The organism is Azorhizobium doebereinerae UFLA1-100, from assembly GCF_000473085.1.
GTDB classification, from domain to species: Bacteria; Pseudomonadota; Alphaproteobacteria; order Rhizobiales; family Xanthobacteraceae; genus Azorhizobium; species Azorhizobium doebereinerae.
Genome location: NZ_AXBA01000005.1, coordinates 118,909 through 140,273, shown reverse-complemented (window position 1 = coordinate 140,273; position 21,365 = coordinate 118,909). Strand labels below are relative to the sequence as shown.

At 69.5% G+C, this 21,365-nt stretch carries 18 protein-coding genes and 1 other RNA gene; 5 read left to right on the top strand and 14 right to left on the bottom strand.

Translation table 11 applies throughout. The annotated features are described in order from the left end of the window. Positions 1-253 precede the first annotated feature (253 nt). The 10 genes from ftsZ to ftsW form a co-directional block, all read right to left on the bottom strand. Positions 254-1,981, bottom strand: coding sequence for a cell division protein FtsZ (ftsZ, locus tag YU1_RS0106955; protein ID WP_029003457.1), 1,728 nt, complete (start codon positions 1,979-1,981; stop codon positions 254-256). An 88-nt stretch (positions 1,982-2,069) separates the two neighbouring features. Beyond that, positions 2,070-3,398: a cell division protein FtsA gene (gene ftsA, locus YU1_RS0106950; RefSeq protein ID WP_245263249.1), complete on the bottom strand. Its 1,329-nt coding sequence runs from the start codon at positions 3,396-3,398 to the stop codon at positions 2,070-2,072. Then, positions 3,395-4,360 carry a cell division protein FtsQ/DivIB gene (locus YU1_RS0106945; RefSeq protein WP_084539711.1) on the bottom strand — a complete coding sequence of 322 codons (966 nt, stop codon included), beginning with the start codon at positions 4,358-4,360 and terminating at the stop codon, positions 3,395-3,397. Before YU1_RS0106945 ends, ftsA begins: the two co-directional genes overlap by 4 nt. Positions 4,361-4,374: 14 nt before the next feature. Continuing rightward, on the bottom strand, positions 4,375-5,295 hold the full coding sequence (locus YU1_RS0106940) for a D-alanine--D-alanine ligase (protein ID WP_029003454.1): 921 nt from the start codon (positions 5,293-5,295) through the stop codon (positions 4,375-4,377). Between the two features lie 191 nt (positions 5,296-5,486). After that, on the bottom strand, positions 5,487-6,416 hold the full coding sequence (gene murB / locus YU1_RS0106935; RefSeq protein ID WP_029003453.1) for a UDP-N-acetylmuramate dehydrogenase: 930 nt from the start codon (positions 6,414-6,416) through the stop codon (positions 5,487-5,489). A 57-nt stretch (positions 6,417-6,473) separates the two neighbouring features. Beyond that, positions 6,474-7,361 carry a cation diffusion facilitator family transporter gene (locus YU1_RS0106930; RefSeq protein ID WP_029003452.1) on the bottom strand — a complete coding sequence of 296 codons (888 nt, stop codon included), beginning with the start codon at positions 7,359-7,361 and terminating at the stop codon, positions 6,474-6,476. Positions 7,362-7,863: 502 nt separating this feature from the next. Continuing rightward, positions 7,864-8,169, bottom strand: a complete 306-nt coding sequence (locus YU1_RS0106925; RefSeq protein ID WP_035714252.1) for a nucleotidyltransferase family protein — start codon at positions 8,167-8,169, stop codon at positions 7,864-7,866. A gap of 35 nt (positions 8,170-8,204) precedes the next feature. Continuing rightward, positions 8,205-9,611 (bottom strand): UDP-N-acetylmuramate--L-alanine ligase, encoded by a 1,407-nt coding sequence (gene murC / locus YU1_RS0106920; RefSeq protein ID WP_029003450.1) that lies wholly within the window; start codon positions 9,609-9,611, stop codon positions 8,205-8,207. Between the two features lie 61 nt (positions 9,612-9,672). After that, entirely contained in the window at positions 9,673-10,770 is a 1,098-nt protein-coding gene (murG, locus tag YU1_RS0106915; protein ID WP_029003449.1) for an undecaprenyldiphospho-muramoylpentapeptide beta-N-acetylglucosaminyltransferase, read from the bottom strand. A 9-nt stretch (positions 10,771-10,779) separates the two neighbouring features. After that, positions 10,780-11,979: a putative lipid II flippase FtsW gene (gene ftsW / locus YU1_RS28335; RefSeq protein ID WP_051356583.1), complete on the bottom strand. Its 1,200-nt coding sequence runs from the start codon at positions 11,977-11,979 to the stop codon at positions 10,780-10,782. Between the two features lie 152 nt (positions 11,980-12,131). Between ftsW and YU1_RS0106905 the strand changes: the two genes are divergently transcribed. Further along, positions 12,132-13,154, top strand: coding sequence for an LLM class flavin-dependent oxidoreductase (locus tag YU1_RS0106905; protein WP_029003448.1), 1,023 nt, complete (start codon positions 12,132-12,134; stop codon positions 13,152-13,154). Between the two features lie 39 nt (positions 13,155-13,193). Here YU1_RS0106905 and YU1_RS0106900 read toward each other — a convergent pair whose 3' ends face one another. The 4 genes from YU1_RS0106900 to YU1_RS0106890 all read right to left on the bottom strand — a co-directional run bounded on the left by YU1_RS0106900 (position 13,194) and on the right by YU1_RS0106890 (position 16,687). Continuing rightward, positions 13,194-14,516, bottom strand: a complete 1,323-nt coding sequence (locus tag YU1_RS0106900; RefSeq protein ID WP_084539710.1) for an LVIVD repeat-containing protein — start codon at positions 14,514-14,516, stop codon at positions 13,194-13,196. Between the two features lie 189 nt (positions 14,517-14,705). Continuing rightward, positions 14,706-15,082, bottom strand: an RNA gene (rnpB, locus tag YU1_RS31825) — RNase P RNA component class A. A 70-nt stretch (positions 15,083-15,152) separates the two neighbouring features. Then, positions 15,153-15,968: an N-acetylmuramoyl-L-alanine amidase gene (locus YU1_RS28330; protein WP_051356582.1), complete on the bottom strand. Its 816-nt coding sequence runs from the start codon at positions 15,966-15,968 to the stop codon at positions 15,153-15,155. Between the two features lie 11 nt (positions 15,969-15,979). Further along, on the bottom strand, positions 15,980-16,687 hold the full coding sequence (locus tag YU1_RS0106890; protein WP_029003446.1) for a molecular chaperone DjiA: 708 nt from the start codon (positions 16,685-16,687) through the stop codon (positions 15,980-15,982). Positions 16,688-17,221: 534 nt separating this feature from the next. Here YU1_RS0106890 and YU1_RS0106885 point away from each other — a divergent pair. From YU1_RS0106885 to YU1_RS0106870, 4 genes are all read left to right on the top strand, one after another. Next, on the top strand, positions 17,222-17,695 hold the full coding sequence (locus YU1_RS0106885; RefSeq protein WP_029003445.1) for a division/cell wall cluster transcriptional repressor MraZ: 474 nt from the start codon (positions 17,222-17,224) through the stop codon (positions 17,693-17,695). Then, positions 17,692-18,732 carry a 16S rRNA (cytosine(1402)-N(4))-methyltransferase RsmH gene (rsmH, locus tag YU1_RS0106880; RefSeq protein WP_029003444.1) on the top strand — a complete coding sequence of 347 codons (1,041 nt, stop codon included), beginning with the start codon at positions 17,692-17,694 and terminating at the stop codon, positions 18,730-18,732. The genes YU1_RS0106885 and rsmH overlap by 4 nt, the downstream gene beginning before the upstream one ends. Beyond that, on the top strand, positions 18,733-19,347 hold the full coding sequence (ftsL, locus tag YU1_RS0106875) for a cell division protein FtsL (protein WP_029003443.1): 615 nt from the start codon (positions 18,733-18,735) through the stop codon (positions 19,345-19,347). 235 nt (positions 19,348-19,582) lie between these two features. Further along, complete coding sequence (locus YU1_RS0106870) at positions 19,583-21,331, top strand: peptidoglycan D,D-transpeptidase FtsI family protein (protein ID WP_051356594.1); 1,749 nt, start codon at positions 19,583-19,585, stop codon at positions 21,329-21,331. Positions 21,332-21,365: the final 34 nt, after the last annotated feature.

The window sequence follows — 21,365 nt, the reverse complement described above, 5'->3', positions numbered from 1 at the left end:
CCTTCGGATGGGCTGCACCCTAGTCGGTGGTGTGCGCCGCGCCAAATCACGCTTGCTTACCGCCTGTTACCAAGCTTAGCGGGCAAATAATTCATCATTATCAAAAAGTTACGCCCGGAGCAGGCTCCGGGCGCGAGGGGCAGTGTTACAGAGCGTGGGACCGGATTCGGACGGTCGTGTCCCACCGGGGCCGGGCCCCGGGAGCCGCGCGGCGCGAATCGGCCGGTGGCCGATGCCGCGCCGCAGCGGGACTTCAGTTCGCCTGGCGGCGGAGGAAGGCCGGGATTTCCAGCTGGTCGTCGTCGTGGCCCTGCTGGGGCGCCGGACGGCTGGGCACTTCCTGCTGCGGCCGGGTGGGCGGGCGCTTGGCGAATTCAGACACCGGCGGCTCGCCCTGGCGGGGCGCAGGCCCGCGGGCTTCCGGCGCCCGCATGCTGGGCTGCTCGCGGCGGGCCGGAGGGGCTTCCGGCTCGTCATGGTGGCGGCCCATGCCCACGTTGGCGAGGCGCTGCAGCAGCGTCATGCGCTTCTGCTCGACCGGCGCTTCGCCGCGCTGGGCGCGGATCTGGTTCTGCGCCGGCACCGGCAGTTCCTCGACGCGCGGCATGCGCGGGGCGCGGGGACGCTGGGCCTGCGGCGGGATGTAGGGAGCGAACTCGTCCTCCACCACCGGCGGTGGCGCCGGCGGCTGCTCCGGCTCGGAGAAGAAGGAGGGCTTCGGCGCAGCGGCGCGGATGGTCACGTCATCCACCACCGACTGCGCCGGCTGAGGGCGCTCCGGCATGGGAGGGCGGGCCTGCTGCGGCGCCGGGTCGCGATAGACGGTCTGCTGCGGCTGGGGCGCGGGCGGGGCCGGCTCCATGGACATCAGGTCCTCGGCGGAGATGGAGGCCACCGCGCTGCGGATCTGGGCCTCGCGGGCCTGTTCCACGGCGACGCGGCCGGCATTCGACATCTTGCGGCCGCCGAGATCCGGCAGGCCGTTGCCGCTGGTCGCGATCTGCTCGGGAACCACCGCCGGGTCGATGCCGGTGGCGACCACCGACACGCGGATGATGCCGTCCAGCGACTGGTCGAAGGTGGCGCCGAGGATGATGTTGGCGTCGGGGTCCACTTCCTCGCGGATGCGGGTCGCCGCCTCGTCCACCTCGAACAGCGTCATGTCGTTGCCGCCGGTGATGGAGATCAAGAGGCCACCGGCGCCGCGCATGGAGATTTCGTCCAGCAGCGGGTTGGCGATGGCGGCTTCCGCCGCCTGGATGGCGCGCTTGTCGCCGGAGGCTTCGCCGGTGCCCATCATCGCCTTGCCCATGTCGCGCATCACGGCGCGCACGTCGGCGAAGTCGAGGTTGATGAGGCCTTCCTTCACCATCAGGTCGGTGATGCAGGCGACGCCGGAATAGAGCACCTGGTCGGCCATGGCGAAGGCGTCGGCGAAGGTGGTCTTCTCGTTGGCGACCCGGAACAGGTTCTGGTTCGGGATGACGATCAGGGTGTCGACCGTCTTCTGCAATTCGTTGATGCCGTGCTCGGCGACGCGCATGCGGCGCTGGCCCTCGAAGTGGAAGGGCTTGGTCACCACGCCCACCGTGAGGATGCCGAGCTCGCGAGCGGCGCGGGCCACGACCGGGGCGGCGCCGGTGCCGGTGCCGCCGCCCATGCCGGCGGTGATGAACACCATGTGCGAGCCGGACAGGTGGTCGCGGATCTCGTCGATGACTTCCTCGGCGGCGGCGCGGCCGACTTCCGGCTGGGAGCCGGCGCCGAGGCCCTCGGTCACCGCCACGCCCATCTGCACGAGGCGTTCGGCCTTGGAGAGGGAGAGCGCCTGGGCGTCGGTGTTGGCCACCACGAACTCAACGCCGGTGAGACCCGCGGTGATCATGTTGTTGACCGCGTTGCCACCGGCACCGCCGCAACCAAACACCGTGATCCTGGGCCGCAACTCCCGAATGTCGGGCATCTGAAGGTTGATCGACATGTCCTCACTCCGTTGCGCCCGAAGCGCTGTCCCGACGGTTCCGAATCCGTGGTGTGCCCCTAGTTAAGGGCCTCACGGTTAACCATCTCTAAAAGCTGTCTCGCAGCCATTGACCAACACGACCGAAATATGACCCGCCCTCGGCTCCGGCGGCCTGGCGGCGGCGCGGCTCGAAGTGTTCGAGCCCTGCCACCTGCGGGTAGACCAGCAGTCCCGCCGCCACCGCGAAGGCGGCGCCGCGGGCGGCCTCCGGCAGCCGCGAGACGCCCAGCGGGCGGCCGATGCGCACCTGCGGCCCGATCACCCGCGCCAGCAGGTCCGGCAGGCCCTGGAGCTGCGCCGCGCCGCCGGTGAGCACCAGCCGGCGTCCCGCGTCACCCACGTGGCCGGAGGCGCGCAGGCGGTCGCGAATCAATTCGACGATCTCTTCCGCCCGTGGCTTCACGATGGTCACGAGGCGGGACTTGGGCACCATGTTGGGCTGGTCGCGCTCGTCGCCGGACAAAGGCGGGATGGTGAGCATGTCGTGGTCGTCGGACGACACCGCCACCACCGCGCCGTGCAGCGCCTTCAGGCGCTCGGCGTCGGCGAGGCGGGCCGGCAGGCCGCGGGCCACGTCGTTGGTGATGTGCTGGCCGCCGACCGCGATGCCGTCCACATAGACGCAGTGTCCGCCGGCCACGACCGAGAAGGTTGTGGTGCCCGCGCCCATGTCGATGAGCGTGACGCCAAGCTCCATTTCGTCGTCGGTCAGGGAGGACAGGGCCGCCGCATAGGGCGCGGCCACCATCGCCTCGATGCCGAGATGGCAGCGCTCGACGCACAGCACGAGGTTCTTCAGGGAGGTCAGGTCGCCGGTGACCACGTGCATGTCCACGCCCAGCTCGCGGCCGAGCATGCCGCAGGGCTCGCCGATGCCGCGCCGGTTGTCGAGCGAATAGCCCACCGGCAGCGCGTGCATCACGGCGCGGCCGTCGCCCACCGCATAGGTGGAGGCGGCTTCGAGCACGCGGCGGATATCGAATTCCTCCACCGCCGGGGCGGTGAGGCGGACTTGTGCCTCGTAATGCTGCGAGGACAGGCGGGCGCCGGAGACGCCGAGGATGACGGAGGCGATCTGCACGCCGGAGGCGCGCTCGGCCATGTCCACCGCCTGGCGGATGGCGGCCTCCGCGCGGCCCATGTCCACCACCGCGCCGCCCTTCACGCCGTGGGCGCGGGTGTGGCCGATGCCGAGCACGTCGATGGAATGGGTGCGACGGCGCAGCACGTCGGATGGCGGGCGCGGCTTCAGCCGCGCGATCATGCAGACGATCTTGCTGGTGCCGATGTCCAATACGCCGATGATGCCGCTCTTCTTGGGCGGCAGCGGGCGCATCTTGGGGGCGAAACCCTGGGCGAGGCGGGATCTGCTCATGTGGCGCCTACCTTCTTGGCTTTGGCGCGCGCTTTCAGCATCTGCATGCGGGCATCGGCGGCGGAATCGGAGAGGCGGACCACCACCCGGTCGGGCAGGCGCAGGTCCACGATGGTGATGTCGCGGGTCAGGAGCTTCTTGTCGCGGTCGAGGTCGGCCAGTTCCATCAGCGCGCCGTCGAGCCCGACCTCGGGCAGGCGGACGTCGATGCCGTTGCGCAGCTTCAGCGTCCAGCGGCGCTCGGCCACCAGGATGGCGGCACGCACCTGATCGCGGATCGCCGGCAGCCGGCCGAGCGCGTCGACGATCTCCTGCACCTTCTTCTGCGCGCCCTCGCCCACCACGATGGGCAGGCTGATGTAGCGCGGATCGTCCGAATAGGGGGCGATGGGCATGCCGTCCTTGGCGATGACGCGGATTTCGCCGTTCACCTGCCAGAGCGCATAGGCCTCGCGCTCCACCACCGCGATCTCGATGCGGTCGGGATAGAGCTTGCGCACCGTGGCGCTGGCGATCCACGGCATGGCCTCCAGCTTCTGGCGGGTGGCGTCGGCATCCACGAACAGCAGGGAGGTGGTGGGCTTGATGCCGGCGGCGGCGAGGATCTCGGCCGGCGTCACGTGGTTCTGGCCGGACAGGCCCACCTGGGTGATCTTGAAGCCGGCGACATTGGCGGCCACGTCGCCCAGGTCCACCGCCAGCTCGCGCGCCTCCTCCACATGGCCGCCGAGCACGACGCCGTAGGCGACGAACCCGCCGATCACCAGCGAGGCCAGGATGCCGCCGCCGCGCCGGCCGAGCGGCGAGGCGGACAGGCGGATGGAGAGCCGGTGCAGCAGCAGCACGAAGCGGCTCGGCGCCCGGAAGTCGGAGATCGGGCGCGGCTTGTGGCGGCGCGCCGCTGCGAACCGACGGGCGTCGGCATCGGCGGTGCGGGGCCGGGTCGCGGTGCGGTCGGCCATGTCGGCCTCGCCCCTCAGCGGTCCAGCGTCGCGTCCTCGACCATCCATGTCACAAGCTCGCCGAAGGAAATGCCCGCATGGGCCGCCATGTCCGGCACCAGGGACGTCTCGGTCATGCCGGGTTGCGTGTTGACCTCCAGGCAGACGAGCCCGGTTCCCTCGGGAGCCGTGTCGTCGTAGCGAAAGTCAGCGCGGGAGACCCCCCTGCAGCCGAGCGCTCGGTGCGCTTCCAGGGACAGCATCCGGACCTGTTGGTAAATTTGGGGTAAAATGCGCGCCGGAAGGATGTGGCGGGAGCCGCCAACTGCATATTTGGATTCGTAATCGTAAAAAGCATGCACAGCTTCTACCTCGATCACGTCGAGGGCGCGGTCGCCCATTACCCCGCAGGTGAGCTCGAAACCGCGAATGAAGGGCTCCGCCAGCAGTGATTCGCCGAACGCCCAGTCAGGGCGGAACAGTTCCTGCGGCGGGTGGGCCTGGTCTTCCTTGACGATGAAGACCCCGACGCTGGAGCCGCCCGCATTGGGCTTGAGCACATAGGGCGGGGGCAGCACGTGGGCCTGGGCCGCCTCGGCGCGCGTCACCAGCCGTCCGCCGGGCACGGGGACGCCGGCGGCGGCCATCACCACCTTGGCCCGCACCTTGTCCATGGCCAGCGCCGAGGCCATCACGCCGGAATGGGAATAGGGGATGCGCAGGATCTCCAGGATGCCCTGCACCGTGCCATCCTCGCCCGGGCAGCCGTGCAGCACGTTCAGCGCCACGTCCGGCTTGAGCCGGGCCAGCACCTCGGCCACGTCGCGGCCGACATCGACGCGCGTCACCTGATAGCCCGCCTCCTCCAGTGCCGCCGCGCAGGCGGCACCCGAGCGCAGCGACACCTCCCGCTCCGGGGACCAGCCGCCCATCAGCACCGCCACGTGTTTCGCCATCGCCCATGCTCCTGAGGCCCGCCGTCACGGGGCGGGACAAATGCGAGAACCGCCGGCCCCGCGGCCGGATCGGCGCGGGCTGCACGGCGCGGCCACAGGCATGGCGCGCCCTGTGCGGGACGGACCAGCGCATTAAGACCGCTGCGGGTGTGTAATTCCCTAAAGGCGCCGCGAATGGGGCGAGGGGCGCATCAGGCGGCGGGAAGGCCGATGCGCTTGATTTCCCACTCCAGCGTCACGCCGCTGGTCTCGCGCACGCGCCGGCGCACCTCCTCGCCCAGCCCCTCGATCTCCGCCGCCGTGGCGCCGCCGAGGTTGAGGAGGAAGTTCGTGTGCATCTCCGACACTTGGGCGCGGCCCATCACGAGCCCCCGGCAGCCGGCGGCGTCCACCAATTGCCAGGCCTTGTGGCCGTCCGGATTCTTGAAGGTGGAGCCGCCGGTGCGGCTCTTGATGGGCTGGGTGGCCTCGCGGGACGATGTGATGCGGTCCATCTCCGCCTGGATCGCGGCGGCATCCCCCGGCGTGCCCTGGAAGGTCGCCCGGGTGAAGATGAAGTCCTCCGGTACCGCGCTGTGGCGGTAGGTGAAGCCCATGTCGGCCAGGGTCAGCACATGGATCCGGCCGGCGCGGTCCACGGCGCGGGCGGAGACGAGCGCGTCCTTGGTCTCGCCGCCATAGGCGCCGCCGTTCATGCGCAGCGCGCCGCCGACGGCGCCGGGGATGCCGCGCAGGAAGGCGAGGCCGGCGAGGCCGGCATCCGCCGCCGTGCGCGCCACCTTCACGTCCGGCACGCCTGCGCCGGCGGTGATGCGCGTGCCGTCGACAGATATGTCCGAGAAGCCCTTGCCCAGCCGGATGACGAGCCCGGGCACGCCGCCGTCGCGCACGATGAGGTTCGAGCCGAGGCCGATCACCGTCACCGGCAGAGCGGCCGGCAGGTGGGCGAGGGCATAGGCGAGGTCGGCCTCGTCGGCGGGCTGGAACAGCACCTGCGCCGGGCCGCCGACGCGGAACCAGGTGATGTCGGCGAGGGGGGCGTTGGCGGTCAGGCGGCCGCGCAGCTCCGGCAGCTTGGCCGCAAGGTCGGGCACGAGGTCGGGGAAGGTGGGCGCGGTCATGGCCGGGGCTTTAGCGCCTCGGCCGGCCGCTGCCAATGCGTGGCGCTGTCGCCCCGGTCAAAGCACCACCACGCCGCGATGCTTCGCCTCGCCTTCGGGCTCCACATGGATGGTGATGATGGTGTCGTCCATCTCCTCCTCCAGCGCGCGCTCGATGCGGTCGCAGATCTCGTGCGCGGCGGCCACGGTCATGTCGCCGGGCACGACGAGGTGGAATTCCACGAACGTCATGCGCCCGGCGTGGCGGGTGCGCAGGTCGTGCGCCTCGATGGCGCCGGCGGCATGGGTGGATACGAGGTCGCGGATGCGCGCCACCACGTCGGCCGGCGGCGCCGCGTCCATGAGGCCGCCCACCGATTCGCGCATCAGGCCCCAGCCGGTCCACAGGATGTTCAGCGCCACGAGGCCCGCCAGCAGCGGGTCGAGCTGCGGCCAGCCGGTGACCGGCACCAGGACGAAGCCGATCAGCACGCCGACGGAGGTGATGACGTCGGTGAGGAGATGCTTGCCGTCCGCGATCAGCGCCGGGGAGCGCCGCGCCCGGCCGACGCGGATCAGCACCGTGCACCAGATGGCGTTGATGACGGTGGCCGCGCCGTTGAGCAGCATGCCGTTCAGCGGCTGGTCCGGCAGGTGCGGATCCTGGAAGCCGTAATAGGCCTCGCGCAGGATCGACAGCGAGGCGAGGACGATGAGCACGCCTTCCAGCACGGCGGAGAAATATTCCGCCTTGTGGTGGCCGTACTGGTGGTTCTCGTCCGCCGGGCGGCCGCTGATCTGGAGCGCGAAGAAGGCGGCGAGCGCCGCCGCCACGTTGATGATGCTCTCCAGGGCATCGGACAGAAGGGCGATGGAGCCGGTGACCCAATAGGCCGCGCCCTTCAGGGCCAGCACGATGAGCCCGATTGCAACGCTTGCGGCTGCCACCTGCAGGTTGCGGCTCATCAGCGTCTCCGAGGCACGTCACGGTGGGAGAGGGATGCCTAGCGGTTCGCGCGCTGCAGTGCAACTGCGCCTTGCGCAGGCGGCCTGTGCTTAGCGGGCAAAGCTCAGGGTTGGGAGACGAAGCGAGTGGGCATCAGTGGTCGGATGCATCATCGTCTTGGGTCGCAAACATCGCACGCATGCTCTCGACCGCATGCTCAAGTGCATCCAGATCGTTCTCGTAGATCTACCATAAGATCTCCGCATCAATCTTATGGTAGACATGCCTGACATGGTTGCCAATGTTGGCAATATCGATCCATGGGATCTCCGGTGCCACGGCCTCTTTCCAATCGGAAGCACGTGGCGGGAAGCTTCGCTCAGGATTTCCAGAAACCTCTCGAATGCCGCCCGGGTGGCGCGATCAGCATACATCGCATCGAAGGTCACGCCATCCAGAAGCGCCGAATCTCACGGATACTGTCGCGCATGTCATGGAGTCGGAAAACGGCACGACGGACCATTAGCCGAACACCTTGATGCCGTCGCGCGCCAAGGTGTGCCGGAAGCTTTCGTCCAGGCTGCGCCGCATGAAGATGTTTGCCGGCACGCCAACGCGCGCCTCGATCTGTCGGGCAACACCCGCCAAGGTAATCAGGGAGAAGCGCGAACCCGCCTCGACGTCGATGGCCACGTCCACGTCGCTGTCGGCGCGGTGATCGCCGCGCGCCCGCGAGCCGAACAAGGCAAGCCCGGTCACGCCCTCGGAGCGCAACTGCGGTTCAAGGGCGGCGAGGGCCTCGATCAACTCTCCGCGCGAGATGGACATGGATAAACGATAGCACATCCACCCTCATGCGCGCCTCAGCCTTCCAGCTTCTCCAGCTCTCCCGGCAGGGCATAGGCCCATTGCGAGATGGTGCCGGCGCCGAGGCAGATGACGTAGTCGCCCGGCTTGGCGAGGCCGGCCACGATGCCGGCCAGCGCCTCCGGGCCGGGCAGGGCGGTGACCGAGCGGTGGCCGCGGGCGCGCAGGCCCTGGACGAGGTGCTCGCTGTCGGCGCCCGGTACCGGGCTTTCACCCGCCGCATAGACGGGCGCGACGATCACGTGGTCGGCGTCGTTGAAGCAGGTGCAGAATTCGTCGAACAGCGAGGCGAGGCGGGTGTAGCGGTGCGGCTGCACCACGGCGATCACCTGCCCCTCGGTGGCGGCGCGGGCGGCGCGCAGCACGGCGGAAATCTCCACCGGATGGTGGCCGTAGTCGTCGAAGATGGTCACGCCCTTCCAGTCGCCGGTGCGGGTGAAGCGCCGCTTCACCCCGCCGAAGCCGCCGATGGCCTCGATGATCCGCGCGTCCGGCACGCGCAGCTCGCGGGCGACCGCGATGGCGGCGGTGGCGTTCAGTGCGTTGTGCTTGCCGGGCATGGGCAGCTTGAGGCCGTCGATGCGGTGCTCGCTGGTGCCGGCGCGGTCGCGGAACACCACGCCGAAGCGGGTGATGCCGCCGCGCAGGTCCACGTCCACCAGGCGCACGTCCGCCTGCGGGTTCTCGCCATAGGTGATGATGCGCCGGTCCTCGATGCGCCCGACCAGGGCCTGCACCACCGGATGGTCGGTGCACATCACCGCGAAGCCATAGAAAGGCACGTTCTCCACGAAGGCGCGGAACGCCTCCTGCACCCGCTCAAAGGTCTTGAAGTGGTCGAGATGCTCGGGGTCGATATTGGTGACGATGGCCACTTCCGCCGGCAGCTTCAGGAAGGTGCCGTCGCTCTCGTCCGCCTCCACCACCATCCAGTCGCCGCCGCCCAGGCGCGCGTTGGTGCCATAGGCATTGATGATGCCGCCGTTGATGACGGTGGGGTCGAAGCCGCCCTTGTCCAGCAGGGTCGCCACCAGCGAGGTGGTGGTGGTCTTGCCGTGGGTGCCGGCGATGGCGACGCAGCTCTTCAGGCGCATCAGCTCGGCCAGCATCTCGGCCCGGCGCACCACCGGCAGGCGCTTGGCGCGGGCGGCCAGAAGCTCGGGATTGTCGCGCTTGATGGCGGAGGACACCACCACCACCTCGGCGCCGTCGATATTCTCCGCCTTGTGGCCGACAGTCACGGCAATGCCGTTGTCGCGCAGGCGCTTGACGTTGGCGCTCTCGGATACGTCCGAGCCCTGGACCGTATAGCCCAGATTGTGCAGCACCTCCGCGATGCCGCTCATGCCGATGCCGCCGATGCCGACGAAATGAATGGAGCCGAGCGCCTCGGGAAGCTTCATCTGTTCAATCCACCATGAGACCGGCGGCGTCGGTCCCCGACCGATGCCGCGCGGGTGATGTTCAGGCGCCGCCGGCGAGGCGCGCCACGAGATCCGCCAGGCGTTCGGCCGCATCCAGCACGCCGGCGCTTTTGGCGGCATCCGCCATCTGCGTCAATGTTTCCGGCGTCGCGGCCAGCCGCGTGATCTCGCGTGCCACGCGCTCGGGCGTGAATTCGGCCTGAGGGATGGGCAGCGCCCCGCCGGTGGCGGCCAGCGCCCTGGCATTGGCCGCCTGGTCCTGGTCGATGGCCCCCGGCAGGGGCACGAGAAGGCTGGGCCGGCCTAGGGCGGCGAGTTCCGCCACGGTGGATGCGCCGGAGCGGGAAACGACGAGTTGCGCCGCCGCCATGCGGGCCGGCAGGTCCTGGAAGAAGGGCGCCACCTCGGCGGAGATGCCCGCCTTTGCATAGGTGCCCTGCACGCGGTCGAGGTCTTCCGCACGGGCCTGCTGCACCACCCTGAGCCGGGCCCTGAGGTCCGAATCGAGGGCGGCGAGCCCGTCCGGCACCACGTCCGACATCACCCGCGCGCCCTGGCTGCCGCCGAACACCAGCAGGTTCAGCGGCCCGCCTGCGACGGGCGGCACGTAGGGGAGGTGGGCCACCTCCAGCACGGCGGGGCGCAGCGGGTTGCCGGTCCATACCGCCTTGGGGGCGAGGCGCGGGTCCTGGTCCAGGATGCCGGGAAAGCCGGTGGCGATGGCCTTCACTCGGCCCGCCAGCAGGCGGTTGGCGCGGCCCATGACGCCGTTGGCCTCATGCACCAGGCTGGGCACGCCGAGCACGGTGGCGGCGAACACCGGCGGCACCGTGGGATAGCCGCCGAAACCGACCACCACCGCCGGCTTCACCCGGCGCAGCAGCAGGAGCGCGGACAGGAAGCCCCCGCCCAAGGCCAGCGCGGTCTTGGCCAGCGCGATGGGGGAACGGCCGCGCACGGTGTCGGCGGAGAGCACATGCAGCTGGCGCGCCGGGAAATGGCCGGCATAGCGGGCGGCGCGGGAATCGGTGGCGAGGTCGATGATGAAGCCCCGCCGGTTCAGCGCGGCGGCCAGCGCCTCGGCGGGGAACAAATGGCCGCCGGTGCCCCCGGCGGCGAGCAGGATCAGGCGGCTCACCGGCTCTCCTTACGCGGCTTCGGCGTGGGGGATTTCGACGGGCGTGGCGAGGACGCCGCTCTTGGGCGGTTGCATCGGCTCGCTCAGCGCCGCCATGGCCGCCGCGCCGGGCCGGCTGCGCGAGAGGGCCAGCAGCATGCCCATGCCGAAGGCCAGCGAGATCAGCGAGGAGCCGCCGTAGGAGATGAACGGCAGCGTCATGCCCTTGGCCGGCATGAGGTGGACGTTCACCGCCATGTTGATGGAGGCTTGCAGGCCGAACAGCATGGCAAGGCCGGTGGCGGCGAAGCGGGAGAACGGGTCCTGCTCCTTCAGCGCCCGGTTGAGGCTGCGCAGGATGATGAAGGCGAACAGCGCCAGCAGGATGAGGCACAGGATGATGCCGAATTCCTCCGCCGCCACGGCGAACACGAAATCGGTGTGGCCGTCGGGCAGGATGCGCTTCACCGTGCCCTCGCCCGGCCCCTGGCCCAGCCAGCCGCCATGGCGGAAGCTCTCCAGCGCGGTATCCACCTGATAGGTGTCGCCGGAGGCCGGATCGAGGAAGCGGTCGATGCGCTTGGTGACGTGCGGCACGAACTTGTAGGCGATGAGCAGTCCGCTGGCGCCGGCGCCGGCGAGGCCCACCATCCAGATCCAGCGCAGGCCGGCGAGGAAGAACAGGGCGCCCCAGACGAGACAGACCAGCGTGGTCTGGCCGAAATCCGGCTGCATCACCAGCGGCAGCAGCACCGAGCCGAGCAGGGCGATGGCGAGGAGCTGCGCCGGCATTTCCGGCCGCTTGCCGCTCTCCGAGAACAGCCACGCGGCCAATACCACGAAGGCGGGCTTGAGGAATTCGGACGGCTGCACGGTGACGCCGGCGAGGTTGAGCCAGCGCCGCGCGCCCTTCACTTCCGGGCCCAGCACCAGGGTGGCGAACAGCAGCACCAGGAACACCGCGAACACCACCACGCAGATGCGCCGGATGGTGCGCGGCTGGAGGAAGGAGGTGCCGAACAGTACGAAGATGGCCGGGATCAGGAACATCACCTGCCGGTCCACGAAGTGGAACGGATCGGCGATGCCGAGGCGGGCCGCCACCGGCGGGGAGGCGGCGAGGCAGAGCACGATGCCCACCATCATGAGGACCAGCAGGCTGCCGAGCAGCAGGCGGTCCACCGTCCACCACCACTCGCTCAGCACGGTGCGGTCGGCGCGCGACATCATCAGACGAATACTCCGGCGGGCTTTGCCGGACACCATGGGGCAGGCTTGGTTGACGGGGGATTAAGGGCGGCGGCGTCCACGCGGCCGTGAGTGGCGCGGCCGGCCGTTGCGGCGTAGCGTCCCGCCAACTTCAACGAACCACCGTGTGACCCTTGAAAAAGATCGGCTTTCTCTCCTTCGGGCACTGGACGCCCTCGTCCCGCTCCGAGACCCGCTCGGCGGGCGATGCGCTGCTGCAATCCATCGACCTCGCGGTTGCCGCCGAGGAGTTGGGCGCGGACGGCGCCTATTTCCGCGTGCATCACTTCGCCCGCCAGCTCGCCTCTCCCTTCCCGCTGCTGGCCGCGGTGGGCGCGCGGACGCGCCGCATCGAGATCGGCACCGCCGTCATCGACATGCGCTACGAGAACCCGCTGTACATGGCGGAGGACGCCGGCGCGGCGGACCTCATTTCCGGCGGTCGCCTGCAACTGGGTATCAGCCGCGGCTCGCCCGAGCAGGTGATCGACGGCTGGCGCCACTTCGGCTACCAGCCCACCGAGGGCCAGAGCGACGCGGACATGGGCCGCCGCCACGCCGAGGTGCTGCTGGAGGTGCTGCGCGGCGAGGGGTTCGCCCAGCCCAATCCCCGCCCCATGTTCCCCAACCCGCCCGGCCTGCTGCGCCTGGAGCCGCATGCCGAGGGGCTGCGTGAGCGCATCTGGTGGGGGGCGGGCTCCAACGCCACCGCCGCCTGGGCGGCGGAGCGGGGCATGAATTTGCAGAGCTCGACGCTGAAGGACGACGAGACCGGGGAGCCGTTCCACATCCAGCAGGCCAAGCAGATCCGCGCCTATCGCGCGGCCTGGGCCGCCGCCGGCCATGCGCACGAGCCGCGGGTGTCGGTCAGCCGCAGCATCTTCGCATTGGTGGACGAGCGCGACCGCGCCTATTTCGGGCGCGGCAACGAGGGCGAGGACCAGATCGGCTTCATCGACGAGAAGACCCGCGCCATCTTCGGCCGCAGCTATGCCGCCGAGCCGGACGTGCTCATCGAGGAACTGAAGAAGGACGAGGCGGTCGCGGAGGCCGACACGCTGCTCCTCACCGTGCCGAACCAGCTCGGCGTCGCCTACAATGCGCACGTCATTGAGGCGATCCTCACCCACGTGGCCCCGGCGCTGGGCTGGCGCTGAGGCGCGCGCGGGGCGGGGTGCGCCCGCCCCGCGGCCGGTTCAGCCCTCGTAGCGCAGCACGTGCAGGCCGGCGTTCCAGTCGCTGAGATAGACGATGCCGTCCGCCTGCACGTTCACGTCGCAGCTCTGCGGAGCCAGCGCATTGCCGGGGCGGGGGTCGAGGATGCGGGCCGGGGCCGGGGGCACGAAGCGCGCCACCTCGCGCGGGGCATAGGCGTCGCGGATGTCGAACACCCTGAGGCCGGCATTGTGGTAGGTGGCGAAGATCAGCTCCTCGCTCTGGAACGTCTCTGGCCGGTTCTCGTGCAGGTTGTGCGGGCCGAAATTCTCCCCCGTGCGGCAGAACTGCTGGTCCGTGGGGGTGGGCAGCGTCGCGATGGACACCGGGTTCTGCGGCGCGCGCACGTCGTAGATCCAGGTGTAGCTGAGGCCCTTGGCGCAGGCGAAGCCGGAGCTTTCGTCGAGGACCAGCGCGAGCTTGCGGCCGGGCAGGGGCAGGGGCGTGTGGGTGCCGCCCGGATAGGGCGGAGCGGTGTTCACGTGCGAGACCAGCTTCGGCTTGGTCTTGTCGGCGAGGTCGAGGATGGTGAAGCCGCCGTCGCGCCAGGCGGCATAGCCGGTATCGCCGGCGACGATCATGTGGTGCAGGGCGACGCGCTTGCCGCTCCAGCTTGGGGTCTCGCCGCCCTCCTTCCACATGCCGGGGATCCACCATCTGCCGACGATCTCCGGCTTGGCCGGCTCCTGCATGTCGACGATGACGAGGATATGGTCGGTGAAGCCGTCCATATGGGCGGAGACGTAGGCATAGCGCCCGCCCGCGTACCATAGCCGGTTCACCCCGATGCCGGGGATGTTGAGGAAGGCGATCTCGCGCGGGGCGGCGGGCCTGGAGATGTCGTAGATCTTCAGCCCGGCGGCGAAGTCGGCCTTCCCCGCCATGTTGCCGCCGAACGACTGCTGGTAATAGGAGACGCCCGGATTGTACTTGCCGATGGTCGGGATGTCGGCGCCGCAGGCCAGCAGCATCAGGTCGCCATTGGTCTGGAGATGGTGGGTGCGGGTATTGGCCGGGGCGGCCACGAACTGGATTGGCGACGGCTTGGCCGGGTCGGCCACGTCCATGACGGTGAAGCCGTTCGAGAACATGTGGCCCACATAGAGCGTCTTGCGGCTGACCATCACCTGCACGCCGTCGGGCCGGCCGCCCTGGTCGCTATAGGCCAGATGGGTGAGCCGACCGTTCATGGGCAAGGCGGACGCGGCGGCCGGCGTGGCGGCGGCCTGCGCCCACAGCGGGCGCGGCAAGGCCGGAGCGGCGAGCCCGGCGAGCGCGGCCAGGCAGGATCGACGTGACAACATGAGAACCCCCCAAAGGTTCAGCCGGCCGTTCCCACCGACGGTGGCCAGGATAGTGTGCGGACAGCCGAGCGGAAGCGGGACCGGACAGGCGGTCGCGGCGCGCGGCGTCGCGGGCTCTATCCCAGACGCGTTAAGGAACCGCATCGGCATGGTTGGCGGAGCGGGCGCGCCGCCCGCGGGCGGGGGAGAGTTACCAGCCGGCCTATAAGCCGGGTTCTGTACGGCGGGATTGCTCCCGCGTGGCGGCCATTCCTCTAGGACGCCGGTTACCCGGCGCCTCTGGCAGTCAACCCGGACGACGATCCGAAGACCGGATTGGACCGCTTGCGCGGGCCGTGCCGTCCCTATTCGACCTTGCTCCCGGTGGGGTTTACCGTGCCGCTTCCGTTGCCGGTCGCGCGGTGGGCTCTTACCCCACCGTTTCACCCTTACCCGTGCACGCACGGGCGGTCTGATTTCTGTGGCACTTTCCCTAGGGTCGCCCCCGCCGGACGTTATCCGGCACCGTGTCTCCGTGGAGCCCGGACTTTCCTCGATGCGAACATCGCGGCCGCCCGGCCGGCTGGTGGCCCTGCAATGGGGGTTCGCGAGCCGGGCGTCAAGCGTCCCGCCGCTTTTCCCCTGGCGCGGCTGGCCTCAGCCGTGCGCGCAGCCGCCATGGCCATGGCCATGGCCGTCGTGGTCATGGTCCGGCGCGTCCCCGTCCTGCGGGCGGGCGCCGATCAGGTTGCGCAGGGTGAGAATGGTGGAGCCGTCGGCCACGCCGTCCACCTGCGAGCGGCGGAAATGGCGCTGGAAGGCGGTGACCACGTCCTGCGTCGCCGCGTCATAGACGCCGGTCACCGCAAGGCCGTAGCCGTAGAGCGCCAGCATGGCCTGGAGGGCCGCGATGGGCTGGCCGCTGTCGCCCATCATCAGGAAGCGCCCGCCGCCCTTCGGTGCCTCGTGCACATGATGGCCGACGCCGGCATGGTGCAGGAACTCCCAGGGGAATTTCTCGCCCGGATCCTGCTTGCGCCCCGGCGCGACGTCGGAGTGGGCCAGCACGCGGTCGGCGCGGATGGCATGGCGGGCGATGAGGTCCTGGCACAAGGCCGCCACCGAGCGGAGCTGGCGCTCGGGAAAATCCGGATAGCCGAGCTCATGGCCGGGATTGACGATCTCGATGCCGATGGAGCGGGAATTGATGTCGTCCTTGCCTTCCCAGGAGGACACGCCCGCATGCCACGCCCGCCGCGCCTCCGGCACCATCTGGATGATGCTGCCGTCCTCCAGCACCACGTAGTGGCAGGAGACCTCGGCGGTGGGCGCGCGCAGGAGGTCGATGGCCGCTTCCGCGCTCTCCATGCCGGTATAGTGCAGCACCAGCATGTCGATGGCGGACTTGCGCTCCCCGTGGTTGGGGGAGGGGGCGAGAAGGCTGACGAGGTCGCTGTCTGGGGCGAAGGGCAAAGGCTCGGGACTCACCGTTTCTCCCGGTGTTCGAGAATGCGGGCGTAGGCCGCGTTTACCGCAACCACCCGGTCGTTGGCGAGCTTGATCGCCGCCGGCGGCACGCCCCGCGACAGAAGGCGGTCGGGATGGTGCTCGCGCACCAGCTGGCGCCAGCGGGCCTTGATCTGGGCATCCGTGGCGTCGTGGGGCAGGTCCAGCACCGCATAGGGGTCGCCGGGCCGGCGCACGTGGCGGGCCTCGATCCGGTCATAGGCCGGGCCATCGAAGCCGAGGAGGACGGCGACCTTCTGCATGAAGACCAGTTCGCCCGGATGCAGTGCGTGGTCCGCCTTGGCCACGTGAAACAGGGCGTCGAGAAGGTCTTCGCGGGTGTCCGGCTCGTCGGCGAACATCACGCCGATCTGTCGGGCGTAGGCTTCAAAACCGGCGGTGTCTTGGCTGGCTAGGTCAAACACGCGAGCCACTCCTGCAAGATCCTCGGGGGAAATATCGAAGACTTCACGGAACGCGGCGACTTCCACCGGCACGACTACGCCATCGGCCTTGGCCATCTTGGCGCAGAGTGCGATGAGGGCGATTGAGAAGGCAGCGGGACGCGGGGCGGGAGCAAGCAGGCGTTGGAGCGCATGTCCGGCAAGGCCGCCGAGCAATGCGCCGAGCGGGCCGCCCAGGGCAAACCCCACGCCGGCCCCGCCGATGATCCCCACCAGAGTCACGAACCCCCCACCCGGTCACTCATCAACAGTAGAGACGCAGAACGCTGCCGCAACAAATTGTTAACCATAACGCAACGCGAGGGGGCTGTTTGCAGGCGCGGTGCCGGCCGTGGCCGAAGCCCGCGTCCGGCATCCGCTTCCGCCGGACCGCGGGCGGTGCCGACGTCCTGCGGTGATTCACCCCCGTCGAACCGTCCCGCCGCCTGGGCGATGGAAAGGCCCGGTCCCTAAGTTAAGGACTGATTAGGGTTAATGCGCCGTTAAGCTTGCGCGTGGGTTCACCATTTTGCGCGGCGAAACCCCGCACCGGAGGGGTCCCCCGCGCCAAGCGCGCCGTCTTGCTGTCGTGGCGGGAAGTGGCGGGCCTGGAGGGGCGTCGCCCCCGCCTGAATCCATTGACGCCCATAATATCCCATGTTAACCCAAAATCACCCATCCGGAGATGCTGGCGCGTTTCGCCGTGTCCCGGCCGTGTGAGGCGGCGGTGTCCCGCAGGTGGGGGTTCCTTATTGCGCTGGGGGTTCCACGGGCGTCATGGACCGCTTCGTGTCCACCTACACGATGCGCCTGGACGCCAAGGGCCGGGTCTCCATTCCCGCGCCCTATCGCACCGTCCTCGGGAAGGACGGCACGGACCTTCTCCATTGCCACCCCAGCCTCGCCGAACCGGCGCTGGATGCGGGCGGCAATCGCCTGATGGCCGAGATCGAAGCCCTGATCGCCCGCTATCCGCCCTATTCGGAAGCGCGGGAGGAACTGGCGGCGGCGCTCTACGGCACGACGGAAATGCTGAGGATCGACCCGGAAGGCCGGGCGGTCCTGACGGACAGCCTGAAAGCCCACGCCGCGATTGCCGATCAGGTGACGTTCGTGGGCCTCGGGCACAAGTTCCGGATCTGGGAACCGGAGCGCTTTCGCGCCCATCTCGCAGAGGCCCGCGAGAAGGTGCGCAAGCTGCGGCGTGACCTGGGAGCCGGACAGGAGAACGAGGGGAGTACCACGGGATGAAGACGGGTCGCGGGGTCGGGCCCACCGACGCCGCAGGCGGACCGGCCCGTCATCTTCCGGTGATGCTTGCCGAAGTTCTCGCGCACCTCGCGCCGAAGGATGCCGGCCGCTATGTGGACGGCACCTTCGGCGCGGGAGGTTACACCCGCGCCATCCTCGCCGCCGCCGACTGCCGCGTGCTGGCCATCGACCGTGACCCCACCGCCATCGCCGGCGGCGCCGGCCTGGTGCTGGATGCGGGCGGGCGGCTCACTTTGGTGCAGGACCGCTTCTCCGAGCTCGGCACCGTGGCGCAGCAGATGGACTTTGCCCCGCTCGACGGCGTGGTGCTGGACATCGGCGTCTCCTCCATGCAGCTCGACGAGGCCGAGCGTGGCTTTTCCTTCCGCCGCGACGGGCCGCTCGACATGCGCATGGCCAATGACGGCCCTTCCGCCGCCGACCTCGTGGCCGACCTCGACGAGGTGGAACTCGCCCATGTGATCTGGACCCTGGGCGAGGAGCGATTCTCGCGCCAGATCGCCAAGGCCATCGTCGCCGCGCGGGCGGAATCGCCCATCACCCGCACCCTTCAGCTGGCCGACATCGTCTCGAAGGTGGTCTGGGCCAAGCCCGGCGAAATGCATCCCGCCACCCGCACCTTCCAGGCCCTGCGCATCGCCGTAAACGAGGAATTGCAGGAGCTTGTGGGCGCCCTGGCGGCGGCCGAGCGGGTGCTGAAGCCGGGTGGCCGGCTGGTGGTGGTGACGTTTCATTCGCTCGAAGACCGGATCGTTAAGAATTTTCTGTCACATCGGAGCAAGGCACCGTCCGCCTCGCGTCATATGCCGCAAGCGGAGGGGCCGGCCCCCTCCTTCCGGCTCGTGGCCAAGGGGATGGTGGAGGCCGGCTCCGAGGAAGTGGCAGGCAATCCGCGTGCAAGGTCCGCGAAGCTTCGCGCGGCCGAGCGCACGGAAGCCCCGGCGCATCCGGACGGTGACTTGGCGGGACTGCTTCCCGCCGACCTGTCGCAACGCCGAGGGCGGAGACGAAACTGAATGTTCCGCATCGCCAACCTGTTGATGGTTCTGGCGCTGCTCGTGACCGCCGCAGTGGTCTATCAGGTGAAGTACGCTTCCACGGCGGAGGCGGAACGCCTCGCCCACCTGCGCGCCGCGATCCGCACCGAACGCGACCAGATCGCCGTCCTGCGCGCGGAATGGGCCCGGCGCACCGCGCCGCTCTATGTGCAGGGGCTGGTGCAGCGCCATCTCGACCTGCAGCCGCTCTCCCCGGACAACATCTCCACCCTCGACGACCTGCCGGAGAAGCCGGCGGCCGGCGGTGACGGCATCGGCGGGATGATCGAGGCGCTGGTGGATGCGCCGCTCACCACCTCGTCGACCAGCGCCAAGTCGGTGCCGTCCGAGCGCGCGAATTCCGGCAGTTCGGCCCCGCCGGCATCCTCTTCGCTCCGCTCGCCGACCAGCCCGGCGAAGCCGAAGCCCGCAGCTCCCAGCGCCGCCACGCCCCGCGCCTCCGCGCCGATGGCGCAGGCCGCCCCGCGCGAGGCGCCCCAGCCCCAGGCCGCCCCGGCGCCCCAGGCTCCCACCAATCCCTTCGCCGCTCTGGGTGCGCTCCTGCCGCCCGGGCTGCTCGGCGGCACGCATTAACGAGGCCCATGCCATGACCCCCTCGTTTTCCATTCCCGCACCGCTGGCCAAGGCCGGCCGCCTCCTCGGCCGGGCCGGCGCCGCCACCGGGCGCGTCCTCGGCCGCATGGGCGGCGTCGCCGGCCTGTTCCTGTTGGACCTGCTGTGGCGCATGGTGCGGGCGGTGGGGATGGCGTTCTACGGCATCCTGCGGTGGATCGTGCTGCGCATCTACCGGCTGTGCCGCTGGTTCGTGATGCGGGCGATCGGCCTCGTCCTGTTCTCCTACCACGCCTCCATCTTCATCGTCCGAGGCCTGTTCGGGCTCGACCGGGTGGACCAGGAGACGGTGGCGCGGGCGCGGCTCAAGCTGATCATCCTGGCCTTCTCGCTGGTGTTCGTGGCCATCGCCGGCCGCCTCACCATCCTGGCGCTGACCTCCGATCCCAATGGCACGCGCGGCGGCGGCTCGGAGGCGGTGGCCTCGGCCCGCCCGGACATCGTGGACCGCAACGGCGACGTCATCGCCATCGACGTGCGCTCGCCCTCGCTGTTCGCCGAGCCCAAGCGCCTGATCGATCCCGACGAGACGCTGGAAGGCCTGCTCAAGGTGCTGCCGGACCTGGACGTCGCCGAGGTGCGCGCCCGGCTGAACTCCGGCAAGGGCTTCGCCTGGCTGAAACGTGAGATCACGCCGGCCCAGCAGCGGGCCATCTACCGGCTCGGCTTTCCCGGCATCGGCTTCGTGCGCGAGAACCGCCGCATCTATCCCGACGGTCCCACCTTCTCCCACGTGCTCGGCAACGTGAACGTGGACAACCAGGGCATTGCCGGGCTGGAGAAATATGTCGACAACCGGGGCCTCGCCGAACTGCACCTCGCCGGCCTTGCCACCGACCGCCAGCAGGAGCCGGTGGCGCTGGCGATGGATTCGCGCGTCCAGCACGCGCTGCGGGACGAACTCCTGAAGGCGCGGGACAAGTTCAAGGCCAAGGCGGCCATGGGGCTGGTGACCAACGTGCGCACCGGCGAGGTCGTGTCCATGGTCTCGCTGCCCGACTTCGACCCCAACCAGTCCGGCGACCCGCGCGACAACGCCCACCTCAACCGCCTGACCACCGGCGTGTTCGAGATGGGCTCGACCTTCAAGTCGCTGTCCTTCGCCATGGCGCTGGATTCCGGGAAGGTCACCCTCGGCAGTTCGTTCGACGCCCGTGGCGCCCTGTCCTTCGGCCGCTTCGCCATTCACGACTTCCATGCGGAAGGCCGGGTGCTGTCGGTGCCGGAGATCTACATCTATTCGTCCAACGTCGGCACCGCGAAGATGGTGCTGAGTCTCGGCGTGGAGGCGCACAAGGCGTTCCTGCGCAAGATGGGCCAGCTCGACCGGCTGCGGACCGAGCTGCCCGAGAGCGCCGAGCCCATCGTTCCGCGTCGCTGGGGCGAGGTGAACTCAGCCACGATCGCCTTCGGCCACGGCATCGCCGTCGCGCCGCTGCAGGCGGTGATGGCGGTCAATTCCATGGTGAATGGCGGCTATCTGATCCCGCCGACCTTCATGAAGCGCAGCGAGGAAGAGGCCATGCAGGTGGCCACCCGTGTGCTGAAGCCGGAAACCTCCGACAAGATGCGCTACCTCCTGCGCCTCAACGTGGAGAAGGGCTCCGGCAAGAGCGCGAACGTTCCGGGCTACAATGTCGGCGCCAAGACCGGCACGGCCGAGAAAGTGGTCAACGGCCGCTATGCGCACAACAAGCTGCTGACTTCCTTCACGGCGGTGTTCCCTATGGAGAAGCCGCAATATCTGCTGCTGGTTATGCTGGACGAGCCCCAGCCCACGCCCGAGACCCACGGCTATGCCACGTCGGGCTGGAATGCGGCGCCGACCGCCGGAAAGATCGTGGAGCGCATCGCGCCGATGCTGAACGTCGCGCCGCGCCAGACGCCGCTCAATTCGGATCAGATGTTGCGTGACATCGGGCAGAAGGTGGCGGACCGGCGCTGATCCGGCCCCAGCGGGCCGGGCCCGTCCGGGGGAC

Bases quoted from the DNA above. Each gene is read 5' to 3' on its own strand.
- ftsA (WP_245263249.1), bottom strand. From the start codon at position 3,398: ATGAGCAGATCCCGCCTCGCCCAGGGTTTCGCCCCCAAGATGCGCCCG.
- ftsL (WP_029003443.1), top strand. From the start codon at position 18,733: ATGTTCCGCATCGCCAACCTGTTGATGGTTCTGGCGCTGCTCGTGACC.
- YU1_RS0106870 (WP_051356594.1), top strand. From the start codon at position 19,583: ATGCGGGCGATCGGCCTCGTCCTGTTCTCCTACCACGCCTCCATCTTC.
- YU1_RS0106900 (WP_084539710.1), bottom strand. From the start codon at position 14,516: ATGTTGTCACGTCGATCCTGCCTGGCCGCGCTCGCCGGGCTCGCCGCT.
- ftsW (WP_051356583.1), bottom strand. From the start codon at position 11,979: ATGATGTCGCGCGCCGACCGCACCGTGCTGAGCGAGTGGTGGTGGACG.
- rsmH (WP_029003444.1), top strand. From the start codon at position 17,692: ATGAAGACGGGTCGCGGGGTCGGGCCCACCGACGCCGCAGGCGGACCG.
- YU1_RS0106925 (WP_035714252.1), bottom strand. From the start codon at position 8,169: ATGTCCATCTCGCGCGGAGAGTTGATCGAGGCCCTCGCCGCCCTTGAA.
- YU1_RS0106885 (WP_029003445.1), top strand. From the start codon at position 17,222: ATGGACCGCTTCGTGTCCACCTACACGATGCGCCTGGACGCCAAGGGC.
- YU1_RS0106930 (WP_029003452.1), bottom strand. From the start codon at position 7,361: ATGAGCCGCAACCTGCAGGTGGCAGCCGCAAGCGTTGCAATCGGGCTC.
- murB (WP_029003453.1), bottom strand. From the start codon at position 6,416: ATGACCGCGCCCACCTTCCCCGACCTCGTGCCCGACCTTGCGGCCAAG.
- murC (WP_029003450.1), bottom strand. From the start codon at position 9,611: ATGAAGCTTCCCGAGGCGCTCGGCTCCATTCATTTCGTCGGCATCGGC.
- ftsZ (WP_029003457.1), bottom strand. From the start codon at position 1,981: ATGTCGATCAACCTTCAGATGCCCGACATTCGGGAGTTGCGGCCCAGG.
- YU1_RS0106945 (WP_084539711.1), bottom strand. From the start codon at position 4,360: ATGGCCGACCGCACCGCGACCCGGCCCCGCACCGCCGATGCCGACGCC.
- YU1_RS0106940 (WP_029003454.1), bottom strand. From the start codon at position 5,295: ATGGCGAAACACGTGGCGGTGCTGATGGGCGGCTGGTCCCCGGAGCGG.